The sequence below is a fragment of the Kitasatospora sp. NPDC093550 genome (assembly GCF_044764985.1).
Lineage (GTDB): Bacteria > Actinomycetota > Actinomycetes > Streptomycetales > Streptomycetaceae > Kitasatospora.
Genome location: NZ_JBIWJF010000009.1, coordinates 26,669 through 48,563 on the forward strand (window position 1 = coordinate 26,669; position 21,895 = coordinate 48,563).

General features: G+C 71.2%; 22 protein-coding genes. 19 read left to right on the forward strand and 3 right to left on the reverse strand.

Features of this window, described 5'->3' with window-relative positions:
- The first annotated feature begins 108 nt into the window (after nucleotides 1-108).
- The gene (locus tag ACIRD3_RS16300; protein ID WP_402216422.1) at nucleotides 109-1,704 is read left to right on the forward strand and encodes an ABC transporter substrate-binding protein; all 1,596 of its coding nucleotides are present in this window, start codon (nucleotides 109-111) and stop codon (nucleotides 1,702-1,704) included.
- A 146-nt stretch (nucleotides 1,705-1,850) separates the two neighbouring features.
- Here the strand turns inward: ACIRD3_RS16300 and ACIRD3_RS16305 are convergent, their stop codons facing one another.
- Both ACIRD3_RS16305 and ACIRD3_RS16310 read right to left on the reverse strand, forming a co-directional pair.
- Complete coding sequence (locus tag ACIRD3_RS16305; RefSeq protein WP_402216424.1) at nucleotides 1,851-2,522, reverse strand: response regulator; 672 nt, start codon at nucleotides 2,520-2,522, stop codon at nucleotides 1,851-1,853.
- The gene (locus ACIRD3_RS16310) at nucleotides 2,522-3,430 is read right to left on the reverse strand and encodes a RecB family exonuclease (RefSeq protein ID WP_402216426.1); all 909 of its coding nucleotides are present in this window, start codon (nucleotides 3,428-3,430) and stop codon (nucleotides 2,522-2,524) included. Before ACIRD3_RS16310 ends, ACIRD3_RS16305 begins: the two co-directional genes overlap by 1 nt.
- A gap of 165 nt (nucleotides 3,431-3,595) precedes the next feature.
- On the opposite strand from ACIRD3_RS16310, the gene ACIRD3_RS16315 reads away from it, so the two are divergent.
- From ACIRD3_RS16315 to ACIRD3_RS16325, 3 genes are all read left to right on the forward strand, one after another.
- Entirely contained in the window at nucleotides 3,596-4,807 is a 1,212-nt protein-coding gene (locus ACIRD3_RS16315) for a site-2 protease family protein (RefSeq protein ID WP_402216429.1), read from the forward strand.
- Nucleotides 4,808-4,879: 72 nt separating this feature from the next.
- Entirely contained in the window at nucleotides 4,880-5,839 is a 960-nt protein-coding gene (locus tag ACIRD3_RS16320; RefSeq protein WP_402216432.1) for a tRNA (adenine-N1)-methyltransferase, read from the forward strand.
- A gap of 78 nt (nucleotides 5,840-5,917) precedes the next feature.
- Entirely contained in the window at nucleotides 5,918-6,574 is a 657-nt protein-coding gene (locus ACIRD3_RS16325) for a hypothetical protein (protein ID WP_402216434.1), read from the forward strand.
- Nucleotides 6,575-6,589: 15 nt separating this feature from the next.
- On the opposite strand, the gene ACIRD3_RS16330 is transcribed toward ACIRD3_RS16325, so the two are convergent.
- A complete protein-coding gene (locus tag ACIRD3_RS16330; RefSeq protein ID WP_402216436.1) occupies nucleotides 6,590-6,895 on the reverse strand; it encodes a ferredoxin in 306 nt (101 codons plus the stop codon).
- Between the two features lie 284 nt (nucleotides 6,896-7,179).
- Between ACIRD3_RS16330 and arc the strand changes: the two genes are divergently transcribed.
- From arc to tatC, 15 genes are all read left to right on the forward strand, one after another.
- On the forward strand, nucleotides 7,180-8,946 hold the full coding sequence (arc, locus tag ACIRD3_RS16335; RefSeq protein ID WP_402216439.1) for a proteasome ATPase: 1,767 nt from the start codon (nucleotides 7,180-7,182) through the stop codon (nucleotides 8,944-8,946).
- 230 nt (nucleotides 8,947-9,176) lie between these two features.
- Complete coding sequence (dop, locus tag ACIRD3_RS16340) at nucleotides 9,177-10,688, forward strand: depupylase/deamidase Dop (RefSeq protein ID WP_402216441.1); 1,512 nt, start codon at nucleotides 9,177-9,179, stop codon at nucleotides 10,686-10,688.
- A gap of 184 nt (nucleotides 10,689-10,872) precedes the next feature.
- The gene (locus tag ACIRD3_RS16345) at nucleotides 10,873-11,091 is read left to right on the forward strand and encodes a ubiquitin-like protein Pup (RefSeq protein WP_402216443.1); all 219 of its coding nucleotides are present in this window, start codon (nucleotides 10,873-10,875) and stop codon (nucleotides 11,089-11,091) included.
- Nucleotides 11,092-11,252: 161 nt separating this feature from the next.
- On the forward strand, nucleotides 11,253-12,095 hold the full coding sequence (gene prcB / locus ACIRD3_RS16350) for a proteasome subunit beta (RefSeq protein WP_402216446.1): 843 nt from the start codon (nucleotides 11,253-11,255) through the stop codon (nucleotides 12,093-12,095).
- Between the two features lie 31 nt (nucleotides 12,096-12,126).
- Entirely contained in the window at nucleotides 12,127-12,882 is a 756-nt protein-coding gene (prcA, locus tag ACIRD3_RS16355; protein WP_402216449.1) for a proteasome subunit alpha, read from the forward strand.
- Between the two features lie 120 nt (nucleotides 12,883-13,002).
- A complete protein-coding gene (gene pafA, locus ACIRD3_RS16360) occupies nucleotides 13,003-14,364 on the forward strand; it encodes a Pup--protein ligase (protein ID WP_402216451.1) in 1,362 nt (453 codons plus the stop codon).
- Between the two features lie 118 nt (nucleotides 14,365-14,482).
- Nucleotides 14,483-15,472, forward strand: coding sequence for an FKBP-type peptidyl-prolyl cis-trans isomerase (locus ACIRD3_RS16365; RefSeq protein WP_402216453.1), 990 nt, complete (start codon nucleotides 14,483-14,485; stop codon nucleotides 15,470-15,472).
- Nucleotides 15,473-15,687: 215 nt separating this feature from the next.
- Nucleotides 15,688-17,007, forward strand: a complete 1,320-nt coding sequence (locus tag ACIRD3_RS16370; protein WP_402216455.1) for an FKBP-type peptidyl-prolyl cis-trans isomerase — start codon at nucleotides 15,688-15,690, stop codon at nucleotides 17,005-17,007.
- 152 nt (nucleotides 17,008-17,159) lie between these two features.
- Nucleotides 17,160-17,567 (forward strand): FKBP-type peptidyl-prolyl cis-trans isomerase, encoded by a 408-nt coding sequence (locus ACIRD3_RS16375; RefSeq protein WP_402216458.1) that lies wholly within the window; start codon nucleotides 17,160-17,162, stop codon nucleotides 17,565-17,567.
- A 259-nt stretch (nucleotides 17,568-17,826) separates the two neighbouring features.
- Nucleotides 17,827-18,801, forward strand: a complete 975-nt coding sequence (locus tag ACIRD3_RS16380; protein WP_402216460.1) for a helix-turn-helix transcriptional regulator — start codon at nucleotides 17,827-17,829, stop codon at nucleotides 18,799-18,801.
- Nucleotides 18,798-19,754 carry a WYL domain-containing protein gene (locus ACIRD3_RS16385; protein ID WP_316520336.1) on the forward strand — a complete coding sequence of 319 codons (957 nt, stop codon included), beginning with the start codon at nucleotides 18,798-18,800 and terminating at the stop codon, nucleotides 19,752-19,754. Before ACIRD3_RS16380 ends, ACIRD3_RS16385 begins: the two co-directional genes overlap by 4 nt.
- Before the next feature lie 3 nt (nucleotides 19,755-19,757).
- On the forward strand, nucleotides 19,758-19,988 hold the full coding sequence (locus tag ACIRD3_RS16390; protein WP_402216463.1) for a hypothetical protein: 231 nt from the start codon (nucleotides 19,758-19,760) through the stop codon (nucleotides 19,986-19,988).
- Nucleotides 19,989-20,036: 48 nt separating this feature from the next.
- Nucleotides 20,037-20,228 carry a hypothetical protein gene (locus ACIRD3_RS16395; protein WP_402216465.1) on the forward strand — a complete coding sequence of 64 codons (192 nt, stop codon included), beginning with the start codon at nucleotides 20,037-20,039 and terminating at the stop codon, nucleotides 20,226-20,228.
- A gap of 192 nt (nucleotides 20,229-20,420) precedes the next feature.
- Complete coding sequence (tatA, locus tag ACIRD3_RS16400) at nucleotides 20,421-20,744, forward strand: Sec-independent protein translocase subunit TatA (RefSeq protein ID WP_402216468.1); 324 nt, start codon at nucleotides 20,421-20,423, stop codon at nucleotides 20,742-20,744.
- 165 nt (nucleotides 20,745-20,909) lie between these two features.
- On the forward strand, nucleotides 20,910-21,803 hold the full coding sequence (gene tatC / locus ACIRD3_RS16405; RefSeq protein ID WP_402217043.1) for a twin-arginine translocase subunit TatC: 894 nt from the start codon (nucleotides 20,910-20,912) through the stop codon (nucleotides 21,801-21,803).
- The last annotated feature ends 92 nt before the right edge of the window (nucleotides 21,804-21,895 follow it).

A 21,895-nucleotide genomic window follows, 5' to 3' on the forward strand; every position in this document is an offset into this window, starting at 1 on the left:
TGATGCCCCACCGCGCCGTTTCCCAAACGTCATCTTCGCGGGTATCGGTCGTGCGTGTTCGATATGGCACGCTACTCGGGTTTCGTGCCACCGATAAGGACGCGCCCCGTGAAGACTTCAGCTGAACGCCTCGCAGTACTCGGCTGTGCCGGTCTGGTCGCCGTGACGGTGGCCGGCTGCGGATCGGTGACCGACGCCGTGAAGGGGGACAGCGGCAAGTCGATCACCATGGGCACCGCCCAGCTGAGCGGCGTGCTGGACCCCGCGGTCTCCTACGACTCCGGCTCCTGGCTGGTCCTGCGCAACACCTTCCAGTCGCTGCTGGCCTTCCCCGCCGCGGCCAGCACGCCCACCCCGGACGCCGCGCAGTCCTGTGAGTTCACCGGCGGCGACGCCACCGAGTACCACTGCACCCTGCGGTCCGGGCTGAAGTTCTCGAACGGTCACCCGCTGACCGCCGCGGACGTGGTCTTCTCGATCGAGCGGGTCAAGAAGATCAACGACCCGGGCGGCCCGGTCTCCCTGCTCTCCTCGATCAAGTCGGTCGAGGCCAAGGGCGACACCGAGGTGCTCTTCCACCTGAACACGCCCGACGCCACCCTGCCGGCCAAGCTGGCCAGCCCGGCCGGCGCCATCGTGGACCACCAGGTCTTCCCGGCCGACAAGGCGCTCGCCAACGACAAGGTGATCGGCTCCGGCCCGTACCGCGTCGACTCGGTCGAGATGGCCGGCAAGCAGCTGGGCAAGGTCGTGCTGCTGCCCAACGACAAGTTCACCGGCGACGCCAAGCTGCGGAACAACAAGTTCACCGTGCGGTACTTCGACAAGGCCGAGGACCTGAAGGCCGCGCTGGACAAGGGCGACGTCGACCTCACCGACAACAGCCTGGAGCCGAACACCGCCGCCCAGATCCGCTCCGACCAGCAGGGCGGCAAGGCCGACTTGCAGGTGACCGAGGGCGACAGCAACGACACCCGCTCGCTGGTCTTCAACACCAAGGACCCGGTCGGCGGCAACGTCGCCGTCCGCCAGGCCGCCGCACAGCTGGTGGACCGCAAGGCGCTCGCCCGCGACGTCTTCGCCCGGACCGTCCAGCCGCTCTACGCGATGGTCCCGGCCGGCGTCACCGGCCACACCACCGCCTTCTTCGACCGCTACGGCGACCAGGACGTGGCCAAGGCCAAGAAGATCCTGACCGACGCCAAGGTCCAGACCCCGGTCAAGCTCAACCTCACCTGGTCCCGTTCGCGGGCCGGCAGCAACGAGGCCGACACCCTCAAGAAGCAGCTGGAGGCCGGCGGCCTCTTCCAGGTCACCGTCCAGCAGGAGGCGGACTGGGAGGCCTACAAGAAGGGCTGGGCCGACGGCAAGTACCAGGCGTACGTGATCGGCTGGTTCGCAGACTACCCCGACCCGGACAACTACATCGCCCCGCTGCTGGTCAACGGCGGTGCCTACCACCACGGTTGGGACGACCCGCGGATCAGCGGCAAGCTGGTCCCGGACGCGCTCAAGCAGGCCGACCGCAGCGCGGCCGCGGCCGGCTACGGCCAGATCCAGCAGATCGAGGCCGAGAACGCGCCGCTGATCCCGCTGTACCAGAACAAGGCCTTCTACGCGTTCCGTTCGTACGTCACCGGTGTCGAGTCCACCGTCGACACCACCGGCGTCTTCCGCTTCTGGGAGATCGGCCGCACCAAGTAGCGAACGCGGCACGGCGGCCCGTCCGCTCCCCCGTCACCGGGGGAGCGGACGGGCCGCCGTCACGTTTCCGCGGGCCACTGCGGGCCACTGCGGGCCACCGCGGGCCACTGCGGGCCGGGAGGGGCTGCGGCGGGCCCGCGGGCCGCCTACAGGGTGCCCGGGCGCACCAGGCCGCTCTCGTACGCGTACACCGCCGCCTGCACCCGGTCGCGCAGCTGCAGCTTCGTCAGCACATGGCCGACGTGGGTCTTCACCGTGGTCTCGCTGACGAACAGCTCGGCCGCGATCTCCGCGTTCGAGAGCCCGCGCGCCACCAGCTTCAGCACCTCCAGCTCACGGTCGGTCAGCGCGCCCAGCGCCTGCGGCGGCGCCTCGTCGCCCGAGGGCAGCTTGGTGGCGTACATGTCCAGCAGTCGGCGGGTGATGCTCGGCGCCAGCATCGCCGCGCCGTCCGCGACCACCCGGATCGCCTGCACCAGCTCCTCGGCCGGGACGTCCTTCAGCAGGAAGCCGCTGGCGCCCGCGCGCAGTGCCTCCACCACGTACTCGTCCAGGTCGAAGGTGGTCAGCACCAGCACCTTGGCCGGGCCGTCCCGCCCCGGGCCGGCGATCCGGCGGGTCGCCTCGACGCCGTCCATCCGCGGCATCCGGATGTCCATCAGCACCACGTCGGGCTGCAGCGCCCGCACCTGGTCCAGCGCCTGCTGACCGTCGCCGGCCTCACCGACCACCACCAGGTCGGACTCGGCCTCCAGGATCATCCGGAAACCGGTGCGCAGCAGCGGCTGGTCGTCGACCAGCAGCACTCGGATCGTCACTAGGACTCCTTGCTCATCGGATCCCCCGTGGGATCGTCTTCATCAGACGTACGGGCCAGCGGCAGCGGGTACGGCGGCGGCGTGCCGCCGAACTCCGGGCAGCTGGCCTGGTGGTCGCACCAGTCGCAGAGGCGGTTGCGGGTGGCCGGGAAGTCCCCGGTGGCCACCGCGTGGGTGATCCGCTCCCAGAGCGCCTGCAGCTTGCGCTCCACCGCGAGCAGGTCGGCCTGGTCCGGGTCGTAGCTGACCACGTCCCCGCCGCCGCCGAGGTAGACCAGCTGGAGGCGCTTGGGGATCACGCCCTTCCAGCGCCACACCACCAGTGCGTAGAACTTCATCTGGAACATCGCCTTGCCCTCGAAGTCCCGCGAGGGCGCCCGGCCGGTCTTGTAGTCCACCAGCCGGACCTCGCCGGTCGGGGCGACGTCGACCCGGTCGATGTAGCCGCGCAGCAGCAGCCCCGACTCCAGGGCCGTCTCCACGTACAGCTCGCGCTCCACCGGGTGCAGCCGGGTCGGGTCCTCCAGCCGGAACCACTGGCCGACCAGCTTCTCGGCGTCCGCCAGCCAGCGGGTGAGGGCGGCGCCGTCCGGGTCGTCCGGGAACAACGAGCCCAGCTCCGGCCGTTCCCCCAGCAGCCGCTCCCACTGCGGGCGCAGCAGACCCAGCGCCCGTTCCGGCGTGCGCTCGGCCGCCGGGCTGTCGAACAGCCGCTCCAGCACCGCGTGCACCAGCGTGCCCCGGGTGGCCGCCGCGCTCGGCGGCTCGGGCAGCCGGTCGATCACCCGCAGCCGGTACAGCAGGGGACAGGTGAGGAAGTCCCCCGCCCGGGACGGGGACAGGCCGGTCGGCGGCGCGGCCGGGCGCTCCGGGGCCTCCGGGGCGGCGGTGGTGTCGGTCTGCTGCATGGCTATGACCCTATTGCCCTTCGCTGTCATCCCGCTGCCACCGTGCTGCCGGGACCCCGCACAACGGGTATGAGCCGGAGAGAGGGGCGCACGGCGCCGGAGGGCCGCGATCACGTAGCGTGGGCGCACCGGGGCACGACGGGGGAGACGACCGAAGGGATCACGGTGAGCGACAGCAGGGGGCAGCAGACCTCCGACCAGCCGCCGCGGGACGACCGCGGGCGCCCGGCCGGGCAGCCGCCGGAGCGCCGCGGCGGCCTCCTGATGGGCCGGCCGTTCGGCGTGCCGATCTACGTCACCCCCTCCTGGTTCGTCATCGCCGCGCTGATCACCTGGGTGTTCGGCGGACAGCTGGACGACGTGCTCCCCGACCTCGGCGGCGCCCGCTACCTGGTCGCGTTCTCCTTCGCGGTCGCCTTCTACGCCTCCGTCCTGGTCCACGAGCTCGCCCACACCCTGGTCGCGCTGCGCTACAAGCTCGGCGTGCGGCGGATCCAGCTGCAGTTCTTCGGCGGCGTCTCCGAGATCGAGAACGAGGCCACCACGCCCTGGCGCGAGTTCTGGCTGGCCTTCGTCGGCCCGCTGCTCTCGCTCGTGCTCGGCGGCCTGTTCTACCTCGGGGTGCGGGCCGTGGACCTGTCCAGCGTGCCCGGAGTGCTGCTCACCGGCCTGATGGTGTCCAACCTGGTCGTCGCCGCCTTCAACCTGCTGCCCGGCCTGCCGCTGGACGGCGGGCGGATGCTGCGCGCCGTCGTCTGGGCGGTCACCGGCAAGCCGATGACCGGCACGGTGGCCGCCGCCTGGGTCGGCCGGGCGCTGGCCGTCGTCGTGCTGTTCGGCCTGCCGCTGGTCAGCGCCGCCCGCGGGGTCGAGCGCACCACCACCGACACCCTGGTCGACGCGGTGCTGGCCGCCGTGCTCGCCGCGATCATCTGGAACGGTGCCACCGGCAGCGTGCGCAACGCCCGGCTCAAGGAGGCGCTGCCCGGCCTGCGGCTGCGCGACCTCGCCCGCCGGGCCGTCGAGGTCACCGCCGACACCCCGCTCGGCGAGGCGATGCGCCGCGCCCACGAGGCCCAGGCCGGCGCCGTGGTCGTGGTGGACGGCCGGGGCGAGCCGATCGCCCTCGTCCGCGAGTCCGCCGTCCGGGCCGTACCCGAGCACCGCCGCCCCTGGGTGGCCGTCGGCCCGCTCTCCCGCGACCTCGAACCCGGGCTGCGGCTGGACGCCGACCTGGGCGGCGAGGACCTGCTGCGGGCCGTCCAGACCACCCCGGCCGGGGAGTACCTGGTGGTCGAGGCGGACGGCCGGGTGTACGGCGTCGCGGCGCTCAGCGACATCGAGCAGCGCCTGACCGCCGCCGTCTCCGGGCGCTGAGCCGCCCGCCCGGGCGGACCGGATGATCACCGTGGTCGGGCGGGACGCTCCGCTTCCCTTAGGATTGTCCGCATGTCCGAACCGACCGGTGCCGCCCGCCGACGCGGGCCCTTCCAGGTCGGGGACCAGGTCCAGCTGACCGACCCCAAGGGTCGCCACTACACGTTCACGCTCCAGGCCGGGAACCAGTTCCACACCCACAAGGGTGCGTTCCCCCACGACGAGCTGATCGGCGCCCCCGAAGGCACGGTCGTGCGCACCACGGGGAACGTCCCGTACCTCGCGCTGCGCCCCCTGCTCCCCGACTACGTCCTGTCCATGCCGCGCGGCGCCGCCGTGATCTACCCCAAGGACGCGGGTCAGATCCTGGCGATGGCCGACATCTTCGCGGGTGCCCGCGTGGTCGAGGCCGGCGTCGGCTCGGGCGCGCTCAGCACCTACCTGCTGCGCGCCGTCGGCGAGCAGGGCATGCTGGCCTCCTACGAGCGCCGGCAGGACTTCGCCGACATCGCCCAGGGCAACGTCGAGCGCTACTTCGGCGGTCCGCACCCGGCGTGGAAGCTCACCGTCGGCGACCTCCAGGACAACCTGGTCGAGACCGACGTCGACCGCGTCATCCTCGACATGCTGGCCCCCTGGGAGTGCCTGGACGTCGCCTCCAAGGCGCTCGTCCCCGGCGGCCTCATCTGCTGCTACGTGGCCACCACCACGCAGATGTCGAAGACCGTCGAGGCGCTGCGCGAGCACGGCACCTTCACCGAGCCGCAGGCCTGGGAGACCATGGTCCGCACCTGGCACCTGGAGGGCCTGGCCGTCCGCCCGGACCACCGGATGATCGGCCACACCGGCTTCCTGCTCACCGCCCGCCGCCTGGCGGACGGCGTCGAGCCGCCGCTGCGCCGCCGCCGTCCGGCCAAGGGCGCGTACGGCGAGGACTACGACAGCGGGTCGCCCGAGCCGACCCTGCAGGAGCGCGCCGCGGCCCGCAAGGCCTCGCGCGCCGTCGAGGGCGACCAGCCCGACCTGGGCTGAGCCCGCACTCACCGCGGAGGGGTGGCACGAGCGATCTCGTGCCACCCCTCGGTCTTCCCGTCGACCGGGTGTGGGACGATGCTCGCTCGCAGACAGCTCCTGGAGCTCTGGAGGGGACGCCTGGTGGAGACCGCGGTCGGGACGAAGGCGACGGCTGGACAGCAGACACCGCGCGGCGGCACCCGGACCGGGCACGCGCGCACCACTCCCTGGCACTGGGCCCTCTCCGTGGCCGGCTGCGCCGCGCTGACGGGCGCCGCCCTCGCCGCCTCCCCGGCGACCGGCACCCCGGTGCCCGCCCACGGCACCCCCAAGGCCCTCGCCGCGAGCGCGGCCCCCGACCCGGCCCAGGCCCAACTGCCCCTCGACTGCGGCCCGTTCCCGGTCAAGGCGGCGATCAGCGTGCCCGCCGAGCTGGCTGACGGCCGCCCGGGCACCGTGGTCGCCGCGCACTGCGCCACCGAGACCGGCACCCCGCCGGACGCCGTCTTCCTGCTCGGCTTCGGCCCCGGTGAGCGCCCGACGGTGCTGGCCACCCTGCTCACCGAGCGCGAGAACCTCACCGTGAGCCGGCTCGCGGTGCGTTCGGACGGCGCCATCACCGGCCGCGCGCAGGGGTATTCGAGCGAGGACGTGCCGCGCTTCCGGCCCGACATCTCACTGGAACTCACCTGGACGCGCAAGGGCGGCGGCTGGGAACGCTCCCAGGCCGCCGCCCCGGTCAGCCAGACCTGAGGGGCTCGGGGCGGGTCACTCCGCGTCCGGGCCGTACACCTCGACCCGGTCGGCGACCCGGCGCACGTGGATGCAGTCGCCGGGGCACTCCTTCGCCGAGTCCACCACGTCCTGAAGGATCGTCAGCGGCACCGGGGCGGTCTCCCCGGGCTGCTGGCGCAGCTCGTCGTCCGGCCCCTTCACGTAGGCGAGGCCGTCGATGTCGAGCTCGAAGACCTCCGGTGCGTACTGGACGCAGATGCCGTCGCCCGTGCACAGGTCCTGGTCGATCCACACCTCCAGCTCCTCGGTCGCCGCCGCGGTCTGCTCGGTCACCGACATGGTCCCCTGCCGTTTCTGTCCCGGGTCGCCCATTTCTGGGAGCAATCCCGCCATTCGTACAACGATCGGACCTCGCGTTGTGGTCGCGATCGGATATCGCTTCGCTCGACGATACATCTGGCCCGCTTTGGGCGGTGCGCGGTGGGTATCCCCTTAGCAGAGGGGAAGCACGCTGGGGCGAAGATCGGACACGCCCGTTCCATCTTTCTTGATCTAGGGGTTTACGGACCCCTGGTCCCAGGTAGGGTCTGGAAGCGTCCAGCTCCCCGGAGGAGGTGAGGACCGTGGCAGCCCACGATGACGACTACAACCGCAGCACCGGCAGGCCCGCTCGTGGTTCCGACGAGGCCGCTCAGGTCTCGTACCTTGAGCAGGAAATCGCCGTGCTGCGCCGCAAGCTCGCCGACTCGCCGCGCAATTCGAGGATCCTCGAAGAGCGGATCGTCGAGCTCCAGACCAACCTGGCGGGCGTGACCGCCCAGAACGAACGGCTCGCCTCCACCCTGCGCGAGGCCCGCGACCAGATCGTGGCCCTCAAGGAGGAAGTGGACCGGCTGGCACAGCCCCCGGCGGGCTTCGGCACCTTCCTCGAAGCGAACGAGGACGGGACCGCCGACATCTTCACCGGTGGGCGCAAGCTCCGCGTGAACGTCAGCCCCAACGTCGCCCTCGACGAGCTTCGGCGCGGCCAGGAAGTGATGCTCAACGAGGCCCTCAACATCGTGGACGCGATGGCCTTCGAGCGCATCGGCGAGATCGTCACCCTCAAGGAGGTCCTGGAGGACGGCGAGCGCGCCCTGGTTCTCGGCCACACCGACGAGGAGCGCGTGGTGCGGCTCGCCGAACCGCTGCGCGAGCTCACCATCCGGGCGGGGGACGCCCTGCTGCTGGAGCCCCGCTCCGGCTACGTGTACGAGGTCGTGCCGAAGGCCGAGGTCGAGGAGCTGGTCCTCGAGGAGGTCCCGGACATCGACTACCGCCAGATCGGCGGCCTGAGCAACCAGATCGAGCAGATCCGCGACGCGGTCGAGCTGCCGTACCTGCACGCCGACCTCTTCAAGGAGTTCGAGCTGCGCCCGCCCAAGGGCGTGCTGCTCTACGGCCCGCCCGGCTGCGGCAAGACGCTGATCGCCAAGGCGGTCGCCAACTCGCTGGCCAAGAAGGTCGCCGAGGTCACCGGCCGCCCCCAGGGGAAGAGCTACTTCCTCAACATCAAGGGCCCCGAGCTGCTCAACAAGTACGTGGGCGAGACCGAGCGGCAGATCCGCCTGGTCTTCCAGCGGGCCCGGGAGAAGGCGGGCGAGGGCACGCCCGTCATCGTCTTCTTCGACGAGATGGAGTCGCTGTTCCGCACCCGCGGTTCCGGTGTCAGCTCGGACGTGGAGAACACCATCGTCCCGCAGCTGCTCGCCGAGATCGACGGCGTGGAGGGCCTGGAGAACGTCATCGTCATCGGCGCCTCGAACCGCGAGGACATGATCGACCCGGCGATCCTGCGGCCCGGCCGGCTGGACGTCAAGATCAAGATCGAGCGCCCGGACGCCGAGGCCGCGAAGGACATCTTCTCCAAGTACCTCAAGGAGTCGCTGCCGTTCCACCCGGACGACCTCAAGGAGCACGACGGCTCCGTCGAGGCCACGGTGGCCGCGATGATCCAGTCGGTGGTGGAGCGGATGTACTCCGAGACCGAGGAGAACCGCTTCCTGGAGGTCACCTACGCCAACGGTGACAAGGAGGTCCTGTACTTCAAGGACTTCAACTCCGGCGCGATGATCCAGAACATCGTCGACCGCGCGAAGAAGATGGCCATCAAGGACTTCCTCGACCACGGCCAGCGCGGTCTGCGCGTCTCCCACCTGCTCGCCGCCTGCGTGGACGAGTTCAAGGAGAACGAGGACCTCCCGAACACCACCAACCCGGACGACTGGGCCCGCATCTCCGGCAAGAAGGGCGAGCGGATCGTCTTCATCCGCACGCTGGTCACCGGCAAGCAGGGCGCCGAGTCCGGCCGCTCGATCGACACTGTCGCCAACACGGGGCAGTACCTGTAAGCACACGGTTACCCGGGCCGGGCAGCGGTCCCCGGAGCTGTACGCACACCGTCCGGCTGTGGCGCCTCGCGGCCCCGCAGCCGGACGGCGCGTCTCGGGGCCCGCCGTCCGGCGCCGGGTTCTAGGCTCGACCCACCGTTCGCGGGCAGATGGCCGGCGCCCGGTGTTGTTCAGCGGTACGTCAGCGTGTTCCGCCCGCCGGGGGCGGAGCACCGGGCAAGGAGGGCCGCATGACCGTACGGCGCGTGATGGGCATCGAGACCGAGTACGGGATCTCCGTGCCCGGGCACCCCAACGCCAACGCCATGCTCACCTCGTCCCAGATCGTCAACGCTTACGCGGCGGCGATGCACCGGGCACGGCGGGCCCGCTGGGACTTCGAGGAGGAGAATCCGCTGCGCGACGCGCGGGGCTTCGACCTGGCGCGCGAGGTCGCGGACGCCAGCCAGCTGACCGACGAGGACATCGGCCTCGCCAACGTCATCCTCACCAACGGGGCCCGGTTCTACGTGGACCACGCGCACCCCGAGTACAGCTCGCCCGAGGTCACCAACCCGCGCGACGCCGTGCTGTGGGACAAAGCCGGCGAACGGATCATGGCGGCGGCCGCGCAGCGCGCCCTGGAGCTGCCCAACGGGCAGAACATCCACCTGTACAAGAACAACACCGACAACAAGGGCGCCTCCTACGGCACCCACGAGAACTACCTGATGAAGCGGGCGACGCCGTTCGCCGACATCGTCCGCCACCTCACCCCGTTCTTCGTCTCCCGCCAGGTGGTCACCGGCGCCGGCCGGGTCGGCATCGGCCAGGACGGCTCGGCGCACGGCTTCCAGATCAGCCAGCGGGCGGACTACTTCGAGGTCGAGGTCGGCCTGGAGACCACGCTCAAGCGGCCCATCATCAACACCCGGGACGAACCGCACGCGGACGCCGAGAAGTACCGCCGGCTGCACGTGATCATCGGGGACGCCAACCTCTCCGAGATCTCCACCTACCTCAAGCTGGGCACCACCGCGCTGGTCCTGTCGATGATCGAGGACTCCTTCATCGCCTCCGACCTCGCCGTCGACCAGCCGGTGCGCACCCTGCACCGGGTCTCCCACGACCCGACGCTCCAGCACCTGATCACCCTGCGCAACGGGCGCAAGCTCACCGCCGTCCAGCTCCAGCTCGAGTACTTCGAGCTGGCCCACAAGTACGTCGAGGACCGCTTCGGCACCGACGCGGACGAGCAGACGGTGGACGTGCTGACGCGCTGGGAGGACGTCCTCGGCCGGCTGGAGCGGGACCCGATGTCGCTGTCCAGGCAGCTGGACTGGATCGCCAAGCGGGAGATCCTGGAGGGCTACCGCAGCCGGGACGGCCTGGAGTGGTCCAACCCGCGGCTGCACCTGGTCGACCTCCAGTACAGCGACGTGCGGTCCGAGAAGGGCCTCTACAACCGTCTGGCGGCCCGCGGACGCTTCGAGCGGCTGCTCACCGAGGACGAGGTCGAGCGGGCCGTCACCAAGCCGCCGGAGGACACCAGGGCCTACTTCCGCGGCCGCTGCCTGGAGCAGTACGCCGACCACGTCGCGGCGGCCTCCTGGGACTCGGTGATCTTCGACCTGCCGGGCCGGGACTCGCTGCAGCGGGTGCCCACCCTGGAGCCGCTGCGCGGCACCCGCAACCACGTCAAGGAGCTGCTGGACCGCTGCCGCACGGCGGAGGACCTGCTGCGGGTCCTGGCCGGCGGGTAACTTTTCGATCACCACGGGTGAACGTCCGCCGAATGGGAATCATCCGGGGTGGCAGCGGGTGTTGGACAGGAAGCGCCACCGGCAAACCGGGAGCGGCAGTCGCACCTTGTGTATAGGGTCGGTGCCAACCGGCAACGACCCAACCGACCAAACCGTGCCAGACGATTCGAGCGGGGTGAGGGAAATGGCGAGCAAGGACACCGGCGGCGGCCAGCAGCGGGCAAACCGCTCCTCCGAGGAGGTCGAGGAGCAGGCCGCGGAAACGCAGAATTCCGAGGACCTCAAGGAGCGCCAGGAAAAGCTGGGCGACGACGTCGACGCGGTGCTGGACGAAATCGACGAGGTGCTGGAATCGAACGCGGAGGATTTCGTCCGCGGATTCGTGCAGAAGGGCGGTCAATAGTCCGTCCCCGGTATTCGGGAATTCACGGTCGTGACCGTCGAGGGCGGTCGGGCGGCACTCGCCGCCCGGCCGCCCGGCACCTCCCCACCTCCTGCGGACAGTGATCGTCGGGCGGGTAGGGTGCGGGCAATGCGCGCTTCAAACTACCTGGAAGGAATCGTGTGGAAGCCAACACTCGTGGCACCGGGCGTCTACCGGCTGCCTTCCTGACCCCGGGGTCCTCCTCGTTCCTCGACTTCCTCGCCGAGCACCGGCCGGAGCTGATCCCCGGCCACCGCGGGCTCCCCGAGGGCTCGGTCGTCGAGGCGCCGCACGGGACCACGATCGTGGCCGCGGTCTTCGACGGCGGCGTGGTGATCGCGGGCGACCGCCGGGCGACGATGGGCAACGTGATCGCCCAGCGCGACATCGAGAAGGTGTTCCCGGCCGACGAGTACAGCGCGGTCGGCATCGCCGGCACCGCGGGCCTCGCGGTCGAGATGGTCCGGCTGTTCCAGCTGGAGCTGGAGCACTACGAGAAGATCGAGGGCACCACGCTCTCGCTGGAGGGCAAGGCGAACCGCCTCACCAGCATGATCCGGGGCAACCTCGGCATGGCGATGCAGGGCCTCGCGGTCGTGCCGATGTTCGCCGGCTACGACCTGGACCTCGGCCGCGGCCGGATCTTCAACTACGACGTCACCGGCGGCCGTTCCGAGGAGCGCGGGTTCGCCGCCACCGGCTCGGGCTCGGTCTTCGCCCGCGGTTCGCTGAAGAAGCTCTACCGCGAGGGCCTGACGGCCGACCAGGCCGTCACCCTGGTCGTCCAGGCGCTCTACGACGCGGCCGACGACGACTCCGCCACCGGCGGTCCGGACCTCGCCCGCAAGATCTTCCCGATCGTCTCGCTGATCACCCAGGACGGCTTCCGCCGGCTCACCGAGGCGGAGGTCACCGAGGTCGCCGTCGCCATCACCGACGAGCGGCTGGCCCGACCCAACGGCCCGCAGGCCCCGCTGATCTAGCCATCACCTCACAGGAAAGGGACGACCGCCGGTGTCGACACCGTTCTACGTCTCGCCCCAGCAGGCCATGGCGGACCGCGCGGAGTACGCCCGCAAGGGCATCGCGCGCGGCCGCAGCGTGGTCGTGCTCACCTACGCCGACGGCATCGTCTTCGTCGCGGAGAACACCTCCAGAGCGCTCCACAAGGTCTCCGAGATCTACGACAAGATCGCCTTCGCGGCGGTCGGGCGCTACAACGAGTTCGAGAACCTGCGCATCGGCGGCGTCCGCTACGCCGACCTGCGCGGCTACTCCTACGACCGGGCCGACGTCACGGCCCGGGGCCTGGCCAACGTGTACGCCCAGACCCTGGGCACCATCTTCTCCTCGGTCGGGGAGAAGCCGTACGAGGTCGAGCTGATCGTGGCCGAGGTCGGCCGGACCGCCGACAACGACCAGATCTACCGGCTCACGCCGGACGGCTCGGTCGTCGACGAGAAGAACTACGTGGTGGTCGGCGGCAACGCCGACTCCATCGGCAACTACCTCGGCCAGCGCCACCGCGTGGGCCTGAGCCTCACCGAGGCGGTGAAGGTCGCGGTCGACTCGCTCGCCCGCGACCCCAACGGCGGAAGCCCGCGCAGCCTCACCCCGGAGCAGCTGGAGGTCGCGGTCCTCGACCGGCAGCGGTTCCAGCAGCGCAAGTTCAAGCGGATCCTCGGCAACCAGCTCGGCCGGCTGCTCGACGGGGACCAGTCCGCCGAGGCGGACGACGAGGACACCCCGGCGGACACCGCGCCGGAGTAGCAGTGCCTGAGGGGTCCCGCACGGCGGCCGGAACGCCGTCGTACGGGACCCCGGTGCCCCTGCGGCGGCCCAGTCGTCGTGGAGGCGGTTTCGGACAGCTCCGACCAGAATGGAGTGCTCATGGACCGCCGGATTTTCGGGCTGGAGAACGAGTACGGCGTGACCTGCACGTTCCGCGGGCAGCGGCGGCTGTCGCCGGACGAGGTGGCGCGGTACCTGTTCCGCCGGGTCGTCTCCTGGGGCCGCAGCAGCAACGTCTTCCTGCGCAACGGCGCACGGCTCTACCTCGACGTGGGCTCGCACCCCGAGTACGCCACCCCCGAGTGCGACGACGTGGTCGAGCTCGTGACGCACGACAAGGCCGGCGAGCGCATCCTCGAAGGCCTCCTGGTGGACGCCGAGCGGCGGCTGCACGAGGAGGGCATCGCCGGCGACGTCTACCTCTTCAAGAACAACACCGACTCGGCCGGGAACTCCTACGGTTGCCACGAGAACTACTGCGTGGCCCGGCACGGCGAGTTCTCCCGGCTGGCCGACGTGCTGATCCCGTTCCTGGTCACCCGGCAGCTGATCTGCGGGGCGGGCAAGGTGCTGCAGACCCCGCGCGGCGCGGTCTACTGCGTCAGCCAGCGGGCCGAGCACATCTGGGAGGGCGTCAGCTCCGCCACCACCCGCTCGCGGCCGATCATCAACACCAGGGACGAGCCGCACGCGGACGCCGAGCGCTACCGCCGGCTGCACGTGATCGTCGGCGACTCCAACATGTCCGAGACCACGACGCTGCTCAAGGTCGGCTCCACCGACCTGGTGCTGCGGTTGATCGAGGCCGGCGTGGTGATGCGCGACCTCACCCTGGAGAACCCGATCCGGGCGATCCGCGAGGTCAGCCACGACCTCACCGGCACCCACCAGGTGCGGCTCGCCAACGGCCGCGAGGCCAGCGCGCTGGACATCCAGGAGGAGTACTACACCAAGGCGCTGGAGTTCGCCGACCGCAAGGGCATCAACACCGGTACCGTCGCCCGGATCCTCGACCTGTGGGGCCGCACCCTGGAGGCCGTCCGCACCGAGCGGCTGGACGGAGTGGCCACCGAGATCGACTGGATCATGAAGTACAAGCTCATCGAGCGCTACCGCGAGAAGCACCAGATGAGCATGTCCAACCCGCGGGTGGCGCAGATCGACCTCGCGTACCACGACATCCACCGCCGCCGCGGGCTGTTCTACCTGCTCCAGGGCAAGGGACAGGCGCAGCGGGTGACCACCGACCTCAAGACCTTCGAGGCCAAGTCGATCCCGCCGCAGACCACCCGGGCCCGGCTGCGCGGGGACTTCATCCGCCGGGCGCAGGAGCAGCGCCGGGACTTCACGGTGGACTGGGTGCACCTGAAGCTCAACGACCAGGCGCAGCGCACGGTGCTGTGCAAGGACCCGTTCCGTTCGGTGGACGAGCGGGTGGAGAAGCTCATCGCGGGGATGTAGCGCCCGCGGTGATCACGGCGGTCCGGCCCCGGTGGTGTCTACCGGGGCCGGACGCGTGCCGGGCATACGCTGTCCGTCGAGTCAGGAGAGCCGACTTCGACCGACAGTTAGGACCACCGTGCGCCGCACCGCCGGTTTGCTTCTCACCCTGCCGCTGCTGCTGGCGGTCGCCTGCAGCAGTTCCCCCAAGGCGGCCGGTCCGGCGACGCCGTCCCCCGCGAGCGCGGCCCCGACGGTGCCGGCGCCGGTCGCCGAGGCCTCGCCGATGCCCACCCTTTCGGGTGGCGGATTCGGCAGCAAGGCGACCATCACGATCCCCGAGGGCGCGCAGCCCAGCGGCCAGTTCGTGGTGAACACGGTCAGCGAGGGCGACCGCGCGACCGTCAACAAGGGCGACTGGGTGACGGTCAACTACACCGCGAAGGACTGGACCACCGGCAAGGACCTGCCCAGCTCGTACGACGCCAACGGCAAGCCGCAGCTCTACCAGGCCGGCAGCGGACAGCTGGTGCCGGCGCTGGACCAGAGCGTGATCGGCAAGAAGGTGGGCACCCGGCTGCTGGTGGTGGCCCCGCCGGCGGCCGCCTTCGGCGAGCAGGGCTCCGAGCAGCTGGGCGTCAACAAGAACGACACCGTGGTGTTCGTGCTGGACATCATGGAGAGCCTGCCGCCGGACTCCACGCTGACCGGGAACATGACCCAGCCGCCCGCGAACCTGCCGCAGGTCAAGGACAACGGCAAGGCGCCGGTGACGATCACCGTGCCGGCCGGGCAGCCGGCGCCCACCGACCTGCAGCAGGCGGTGCTGATCAAGGGCGAGGGCAAGCAGGTCAAGACCGGGCAGACGCTGGTGGTGCAGTACACCGGGGTGCTGTGGAGCAACGGCCAGCAGTTCGACTCCTCCTGGACGCACGGCGGCGCGCAGGCGGTGCAGATCGGCACCGGCAGCGTGATCGAGGGCTGGGACAAGGGCCTGGTCGGGCAGAACGTCGGCAGCCGGGTGCTGCTGGTGGTGCCGCCCGCGCTCGGGTACCAGGACAAGGCGCAGGGCGCGGTGCCCGCGAACTCCACGCTGGTCTTCGTGATCGACATTCTGGAAGCGGTGTAGGACACGCCCTAGGAAGTCGGTGGGGGGATTCCGTACGCTTGGGCGGACGCTCGTACAACGAAGCGTCCGCCCTCATCCTGAGCTGTCATACTGCCCTCGCGCTGTGGCGGGCGCCGTCCGGCGCCGAGGTCCGGGGCGGGCGGTGCGACGGCAGGCCGGCGCTCAGCACGCCGGGCGCAGACCTGGAAGACCTGTGGCGAGATGGATGGGGAGTCATGACTGAGAAGACGCCGAGCCCGGGCGGGGCCGGCACCGCGGCGAACGACAGCTCTGCGGGTGACCCGGCCGCCTCGCGTCCCGGCGGCCCGCTTCCGGGGGACGGCGAGTCGATCGTCGTTCCGCCGTCGATCCTGAAGCAGCAGGCCGGCTGGGCGCAGCCCGGTGAGCGGCCGACGGCCCCGGGCGGGACCAAGACCGACGACGCCCCGCAGATCTTCGCCTCCACCGTGCGCCGCGCGGACACCTCCGAGGCCGGGTACGACGAGAACCCGCCCGGGGTCGGCAAGCTCGGTGTGATCCTCGGCACGGTGCTGGCCGTGCTGCTGGCCGGCAGTGCCGTGACGCTCTACATGGTCAACAAGGACGGCGGCAGCAAGGACGCCGCCTCCGCGGCCAAGCCGGACGCGGCCAAGACCGCGCCGCCCACGCCCAGCGCCGAGCCGGTGCCGCCGATCAAGGACAGCGCGAAGGTGCTGCCGACCGTCACCGGGGACTTCGGCAAGAAGGCCGAGATCCAGGTGCCGACCGAGGCGTCCGACGGCAGCTTCGTGGTGAAGGTGCTCTCCGAGGGCTCCGGCCCCAAGGTGGAGAAGAACTCCTGGACCTCGGTGGACTACACCGCCAAGGACTGGAACACCGGCAAGGACATCCCGAGCTCGTACGACGCCAACGGCAAGCCGCAGATCTTCCAGGCCGGCACGGACTCGCTGATCGCGGCGCTGGACCAGGCCGTGGTCGGGAAGAAGGCCGGCAGCCGGGTGCTGGTGGTGGCCCCGCCGGCCGCCGCGTTCGGCTCCCAGGGCAAGGCCGACATGTCGATCGGGCCCAAGGACAACCTGATCTTCGTGATCGACATCCGCAACGCCAACGCACCGGACTCGGTCGTCAGCGGTACGGTCACCCCGCCGCCGGCGGACTTCCCGCAGGTCAAGGACAACGGCAAGAAGCCCGCCGAGATCACCCCGGTGGCCGGTGCCAAGGACCCGACCGAGCTGAAGAGCCACGTCCTGATCAAGGGCACCGGGCCGAAGGTGGAGAAGGGCGAGAAGGTCGTCGTCCAGTACACCGGCGCGCTGTTCAAGGACGGCAAGGTCTTCGACTCCTCGCTCAGCAAGGGCCAGGCGTTCACCTTCCCGGTGGGCGGCGGCCAGGTCATCCAGGGCTGGGACCAGGGCCTGGAGGGCCAGACCGTGGGCAGCCGGGTCGAGCTGGTGATCCCGGCGGCGCTGGGCTACGGCGACAAGGGCCAGGGCGACATCCCGCCCGGTGCGACGCTGGTCTTCGTGGTGGACATCCTGGACGCCGGACAGGGCTGATCCACTTTCGGGTGACAATGGTCTGCGTGTGACCTTCGGGTCCGGCCGCGTGGCCGGGCCCGGACGGGCGGCGGGCGCCCGTACGGTGGTCCTCCCGTACTCCTTGTTCGGGTGGACCGGGTGCGGGCGCCCGCCGCTTGGTCGTGAATGCAATGCGAAACGTGAGAAGAGGGACTGTGAGCGTCAACCTCAACGAGAAGCCCGAGATCGACTTCCCGATCGGCGACGCCCCGTCGGAGCTGAAGATCCGCGACATCGTCGTCGGTGAGGGCGACGAGGCGAAGCCGGGTCAGAACGTCAGCGTCCGCTACGTCGGCGTGACCTTCGCCACCGGCGAGGAGTTCGACGCGAGCTGGAACCGGAGCCCGAACGAGTTCCGCTTCCCGCTGGGTGCCGGCCGCGTCATCAAGGGCTGGGACCAGGGCGTCGTCGGCATGAAGGTCGGCGGCCGCCGCGAGCTGACCATCCCGCCGCACCTGGCGTACGGCGACCAGTCGCCGACCCCGGCGATCCCGAAGGGCTCGACCCTGATCTTCGTGGTCGACCTGCTGGCCGTCTGAGCCTCCCGCTCGGAGCCCGTCGTGACCGTGGGCCGGACCCCTCCGGGGGCCCGGCCCACGGGCGTCTCCGGGCCCGCCGGGCACGGCTCGGGGACCGGGTGTGGGACGACTCGGGAGCCGGGCGCGGGACGGCTCGGGGACCGGGTGTGGGACGCGGCTTTTGCACTGCGTACCGCTACCGGTACGGTCGGTCCCGCCGGGTGGTGATCGCCCGGTTGGCGCACCCCGCGCGCGGCGCGGCACACCGGAAGGGTCAGCGATGGCGATCGCCAAGGCAGAGCGGCTGATGAATCTCGCCCTGTGCCTGATGAACACCAGACGTCCGCTCTCCAAGAAGGAGCTGCGGGAATCCATCGAGGCGTACCGCGAGGCCTGGCAGAGCAGCAGCGAGGACGCCTTCAACCGGATGTTCGAGCGGGACAAGGACGACCTGCGCGAGCTCGGCCTGGTGATCGACGTCGACGAGAGCGCCCTGGACGGCGAGCTCGGCTACCTGGCCCGCGCCGACCGCAACCGGCTGCCCGAGATCGCGCTGGACGCGGAGGAGGCGGCCGCGCTGACCCTGGCGGCCCGGGTCTGGCAGCAGGCCAAGATGTCCGGCGCGGCCAGCGGCGCGCTGCAGAAGCTGCGCGCCGCCGGGGTGCCCTTCGCCGAGGCCGAGGGCCGTACCGCCCTGGAGCCGCGCATCCCCGCCCGGGAGGCCGCGTTCGAGCCGCTGCTCACCGCCGCCCGGGACCGCCGTCCGGTCACCTTCGAGTACCGCAAGGCCGGTGCCGCCGCCGTCGAGCAGCGCAGCGTCGAGCCGTGGGCGCTGGAGTGCTGGCGCGGGCACTGGTACCTGGCCGGGTTCGACCGCGACCGCGGCGACGCCCGGGTGTTCCGGCTCAGCCGGATCACCGGGAAGGTCCGGGCGAAGAACGGGGCCTTCCTCGGCACCGTGCCCGAGCACGTGGACGTCCGGGCCACCGTGGCGAAGTTCGCGGGGGAGGGCGCCACCGCCACCGCGACCGTGCGGGTCCGCCGGGGCGCCGGCTTCCCGCTGCGCACCAAGGCGCTGGGCAGCACCCGGGTCGACGAGGTCTGGGACGAGCTGGAGATCCCGTACGGCAACGGGCTCGGCGCGGACCTGGCGGAGTTCGGGCCGGACGTGCTGGTGCTCGGGCCGGAGGAGCTGCGGGCGGATGTGGTCGACCGGCTGCGGGCGGTCGCGGGTATCGAGGATGTGCGGGCATGAGCAATGCGATCGACCAGACGCGACGGATGCTGTCGCTGGTCACCTACCTGCGCGAGCGGCCCGGGGCCGAGGTCGCCGAGGTGGCCCGGGCGTTCGGGATCAGCGAGCGCGAGCTGATCGGCGACCTCAACGTGCTGCCGATGTGCGGCACCAGCTTCCGCGGCGGCGACCTGCTGGACATCGACACCGACGGCGAGCGGATCTGGTGGCACAACGTCGACGACGTGGCCCAGCCGCTGCGGCTGGCCGCCGACGAGGCCACCGCGCTGCTGGTGGCCGCCCGCGCGGTGGCCGGCCTGCCGGGGCTGCGGGCCGGTGACCGGGAGGCGCTCACCCGGGCCGTCGCCAAGATCGAGAACGCGGCGGGGGAGAGCGCCGAGGGCAGCGCCCGGGTCGGCGTGACCTTCGAGGCGGAGAGCCACGTCTTCGCCGACATCGACCGCGCGCTCAGCGAGGGCCGCCGGCTCTGGCTGCGCTACTACTCGCACGGGCGCGGCGGGATGACGGAGCGCGAGGTCGACCCGATCCGGCTGCTCACCGAGGGCCACACCTACCTCGAAGCCTGGTGCCGCACCTCCGAGGACCACCGGATGTTCCGGCTGGACCGGGTCGCCGAGATCCGCGTCCTGGACGTCCCGGCCGACCCGCCCCGGCGCGAGCCGCGCGACCTGAGCGGCGGGCTGGTCAACCCGGCGGCGGACGACCCCGAGGTGGTCGTCGAGGTCTCCTCCGGCGGCCGCTGGGTGGCCGAGTACTACACCCACGACCGGGCCGAGGAGCTGCCCGACGGCGGGCTGCGGATCACCCTGCGCAGCGCCGACCCCTCCCAGCTGCGCCCGCTGGCGCTGCGGCTGGGCCGGGACGGCCGGATCGTCTCGCCGCCCGAACTGGCCGAGCAGGCGCGCTCGGCCGCGCGGGAGGCGCTGGCCGCCTACGGGGAGGGGCAGGTCTGAGCGGTGGAACCCGGGACCAGATTCAAGGTGTACTGCTCGGAGTGCCGGGAGAAGGTGGAGCTGCCGGCCGAGGCGTTCCGGCTGACCCTCGGTCGCACCCCGGCCCAGGCGCACTACAGCTTCGGCTGCCCGCTGTGCGGGGCGGCGGTGCGCAAGCCCGCCGGGGAGAAGATCGTCGAGGCGCTCACCGGGGCCGGGGTGCGCACCATGCGGCTCGTCCCGGCCGAGGGCTAGCCGGTCAGGCCGAAAGAGCGGGCCTCGTGCGCGTATAGGGTGGGGCGCATGTCCTGGATGCTCGTCGCCGCCGTCCTGCTCGCCACCGCGGGCCTGCTGGTCCTGGGGGTCCTCGCGATCCGGCTCTGGCTGGACGTGCGGGCGCTCGCCAAGGGCGTGGACACGGCCGCGCGGGCGCTCGCCTCGGCGGCGGAGGACCTGGCGGACGCGGTGCCGGGCCAGGGGGTCCGGGCCGCGTAGCACGGATCGGTCGTCGGCGGTACGGGGGCTGCTGCGCGGGGGTAAGGGCGGGTTACGCTCTCAGGTGGCTCCTGAACCGTGGACCGGGGGCCGCTGTCCTGTTCGGGCGGCCGTCGTCGTGGCGTCATCCGCAGCGGTTACCATCCGCAGCGGACGGCCCGTCGGGCCGCCGCTGACTGAAGGTGGTCGCGCATGCGCATCTCGATGACCGCGATCGTGGTGATCGTGGTCCTCGCCATCGTGCTGTTCGGAGCCAAGCGGCTCCCGGACGTGGCGCGGTCGCTGGGACAGTCGCTGCGGATCCTGAAGAGCGAGGCCAAGGCGATGCGGACGGACGGCGAGTCCGAGCCGTCGGCGCGGGCCGGCGGGGCAACGGTGGACGGTTCGACCGGTACGAACGGTTCGGCGGGTTCGGCGGGTTCGACGGGTTCGGAGGGCAAGACCATCCAGGCCGCTCCCGGCGCCTCGGCCACGGCCCGTCCGGTGGCGGAGCCCGACGGCGAGCGCTCGCACTGAGCGCGCGGCGAACGTGACCGACGCCACGTACGCGACGCGCGCGACGCACGCGACCATGGAGGCCCGTCGACCGGCGGGCCTCGACGCACGATGTGAGGACCGGGGTTGAGCAAGCTCTCCAAGGCGCCGAAGGCGTCCAAGGCGTCCAAGGACCCTGAAGGGCGGATGGCCCTCGCCGAACACCTGCGGGAACTGCGCAACCGGGTGGTCAAGTCGGTCCTGGCGATCTTGGTGTTCACGATCGTCGCGGGGATCTACCACAAGCAGCTGGAGCACTTCCTCCTGCAGCCGCTGCCGCAGTGCGACAAGCAGAACGCGGGGGACTACCACGGGCGCTGCGCCCAGGTGTCCAACATCGGTCTCACCGCCGGCTTCAACTGGATGCTCAAGGTCGCGCTCACGGCGGGCGTGGTCGCGGCCGTCCCGGTCTGGCTGTACCAGGTGTGGGCCTTCGTGGCGCCGGGTCTGCACCGGCACGAGAAGAAGTACACGATCATCTTCATGATCTGCGGCGCCCCGCTGTTCCTGGCGGGCGTGGCCTGCGCCTTCCTGGTGATGCCGACCACCGTCGAGGTCCTGATCTCGTTCACGCCGAACGAGACGACGCCGATCCTCCCGCCCGAGGACTACTTCGACATCGCCACCCGGATGGTGCTGGTCTTCGGTCTGGCCTTCGAGTTCCCGCTGCTGCTGGTGATGCTCAACCTGGTCGGCATCGTGAGCGGCAAGCGGCTGCTCGGCTGGTGGCGCGGCATGGTCATGGGCATCACGGTGTTCGCGGCCTTCGCCACCCCGAGCGCGGACCCGATCAGCATGCTGATGCTCGCCGCACCGATCTGGGCGCTGTACTTCACCGCGGTGGTCATCGCGATCGTCTTCGACAAGCGGAAGGCGCGCCGCAACCCGGACGCGGGCCTGGGCGACGAGGAGGCCTCGCACCTGGACCTGTCCGTCCAGCCGGTGGCCGGCGCGGAGAGCGTCCACGCCTCGGCGGCCCCGACGGCGAGCAGTGCCCCGGTGCCGGCCGCGCGGCACGAGCAGATGGACGACATCACCTGAGCCGGTAGGTCCTGAGGGAGCCCCGGTCCGTCGCGAGTGAGCGACGGACCGGGGCTTTCCGCTGGTCGGGGGCGTTGCCGGGTTCCGGTGGG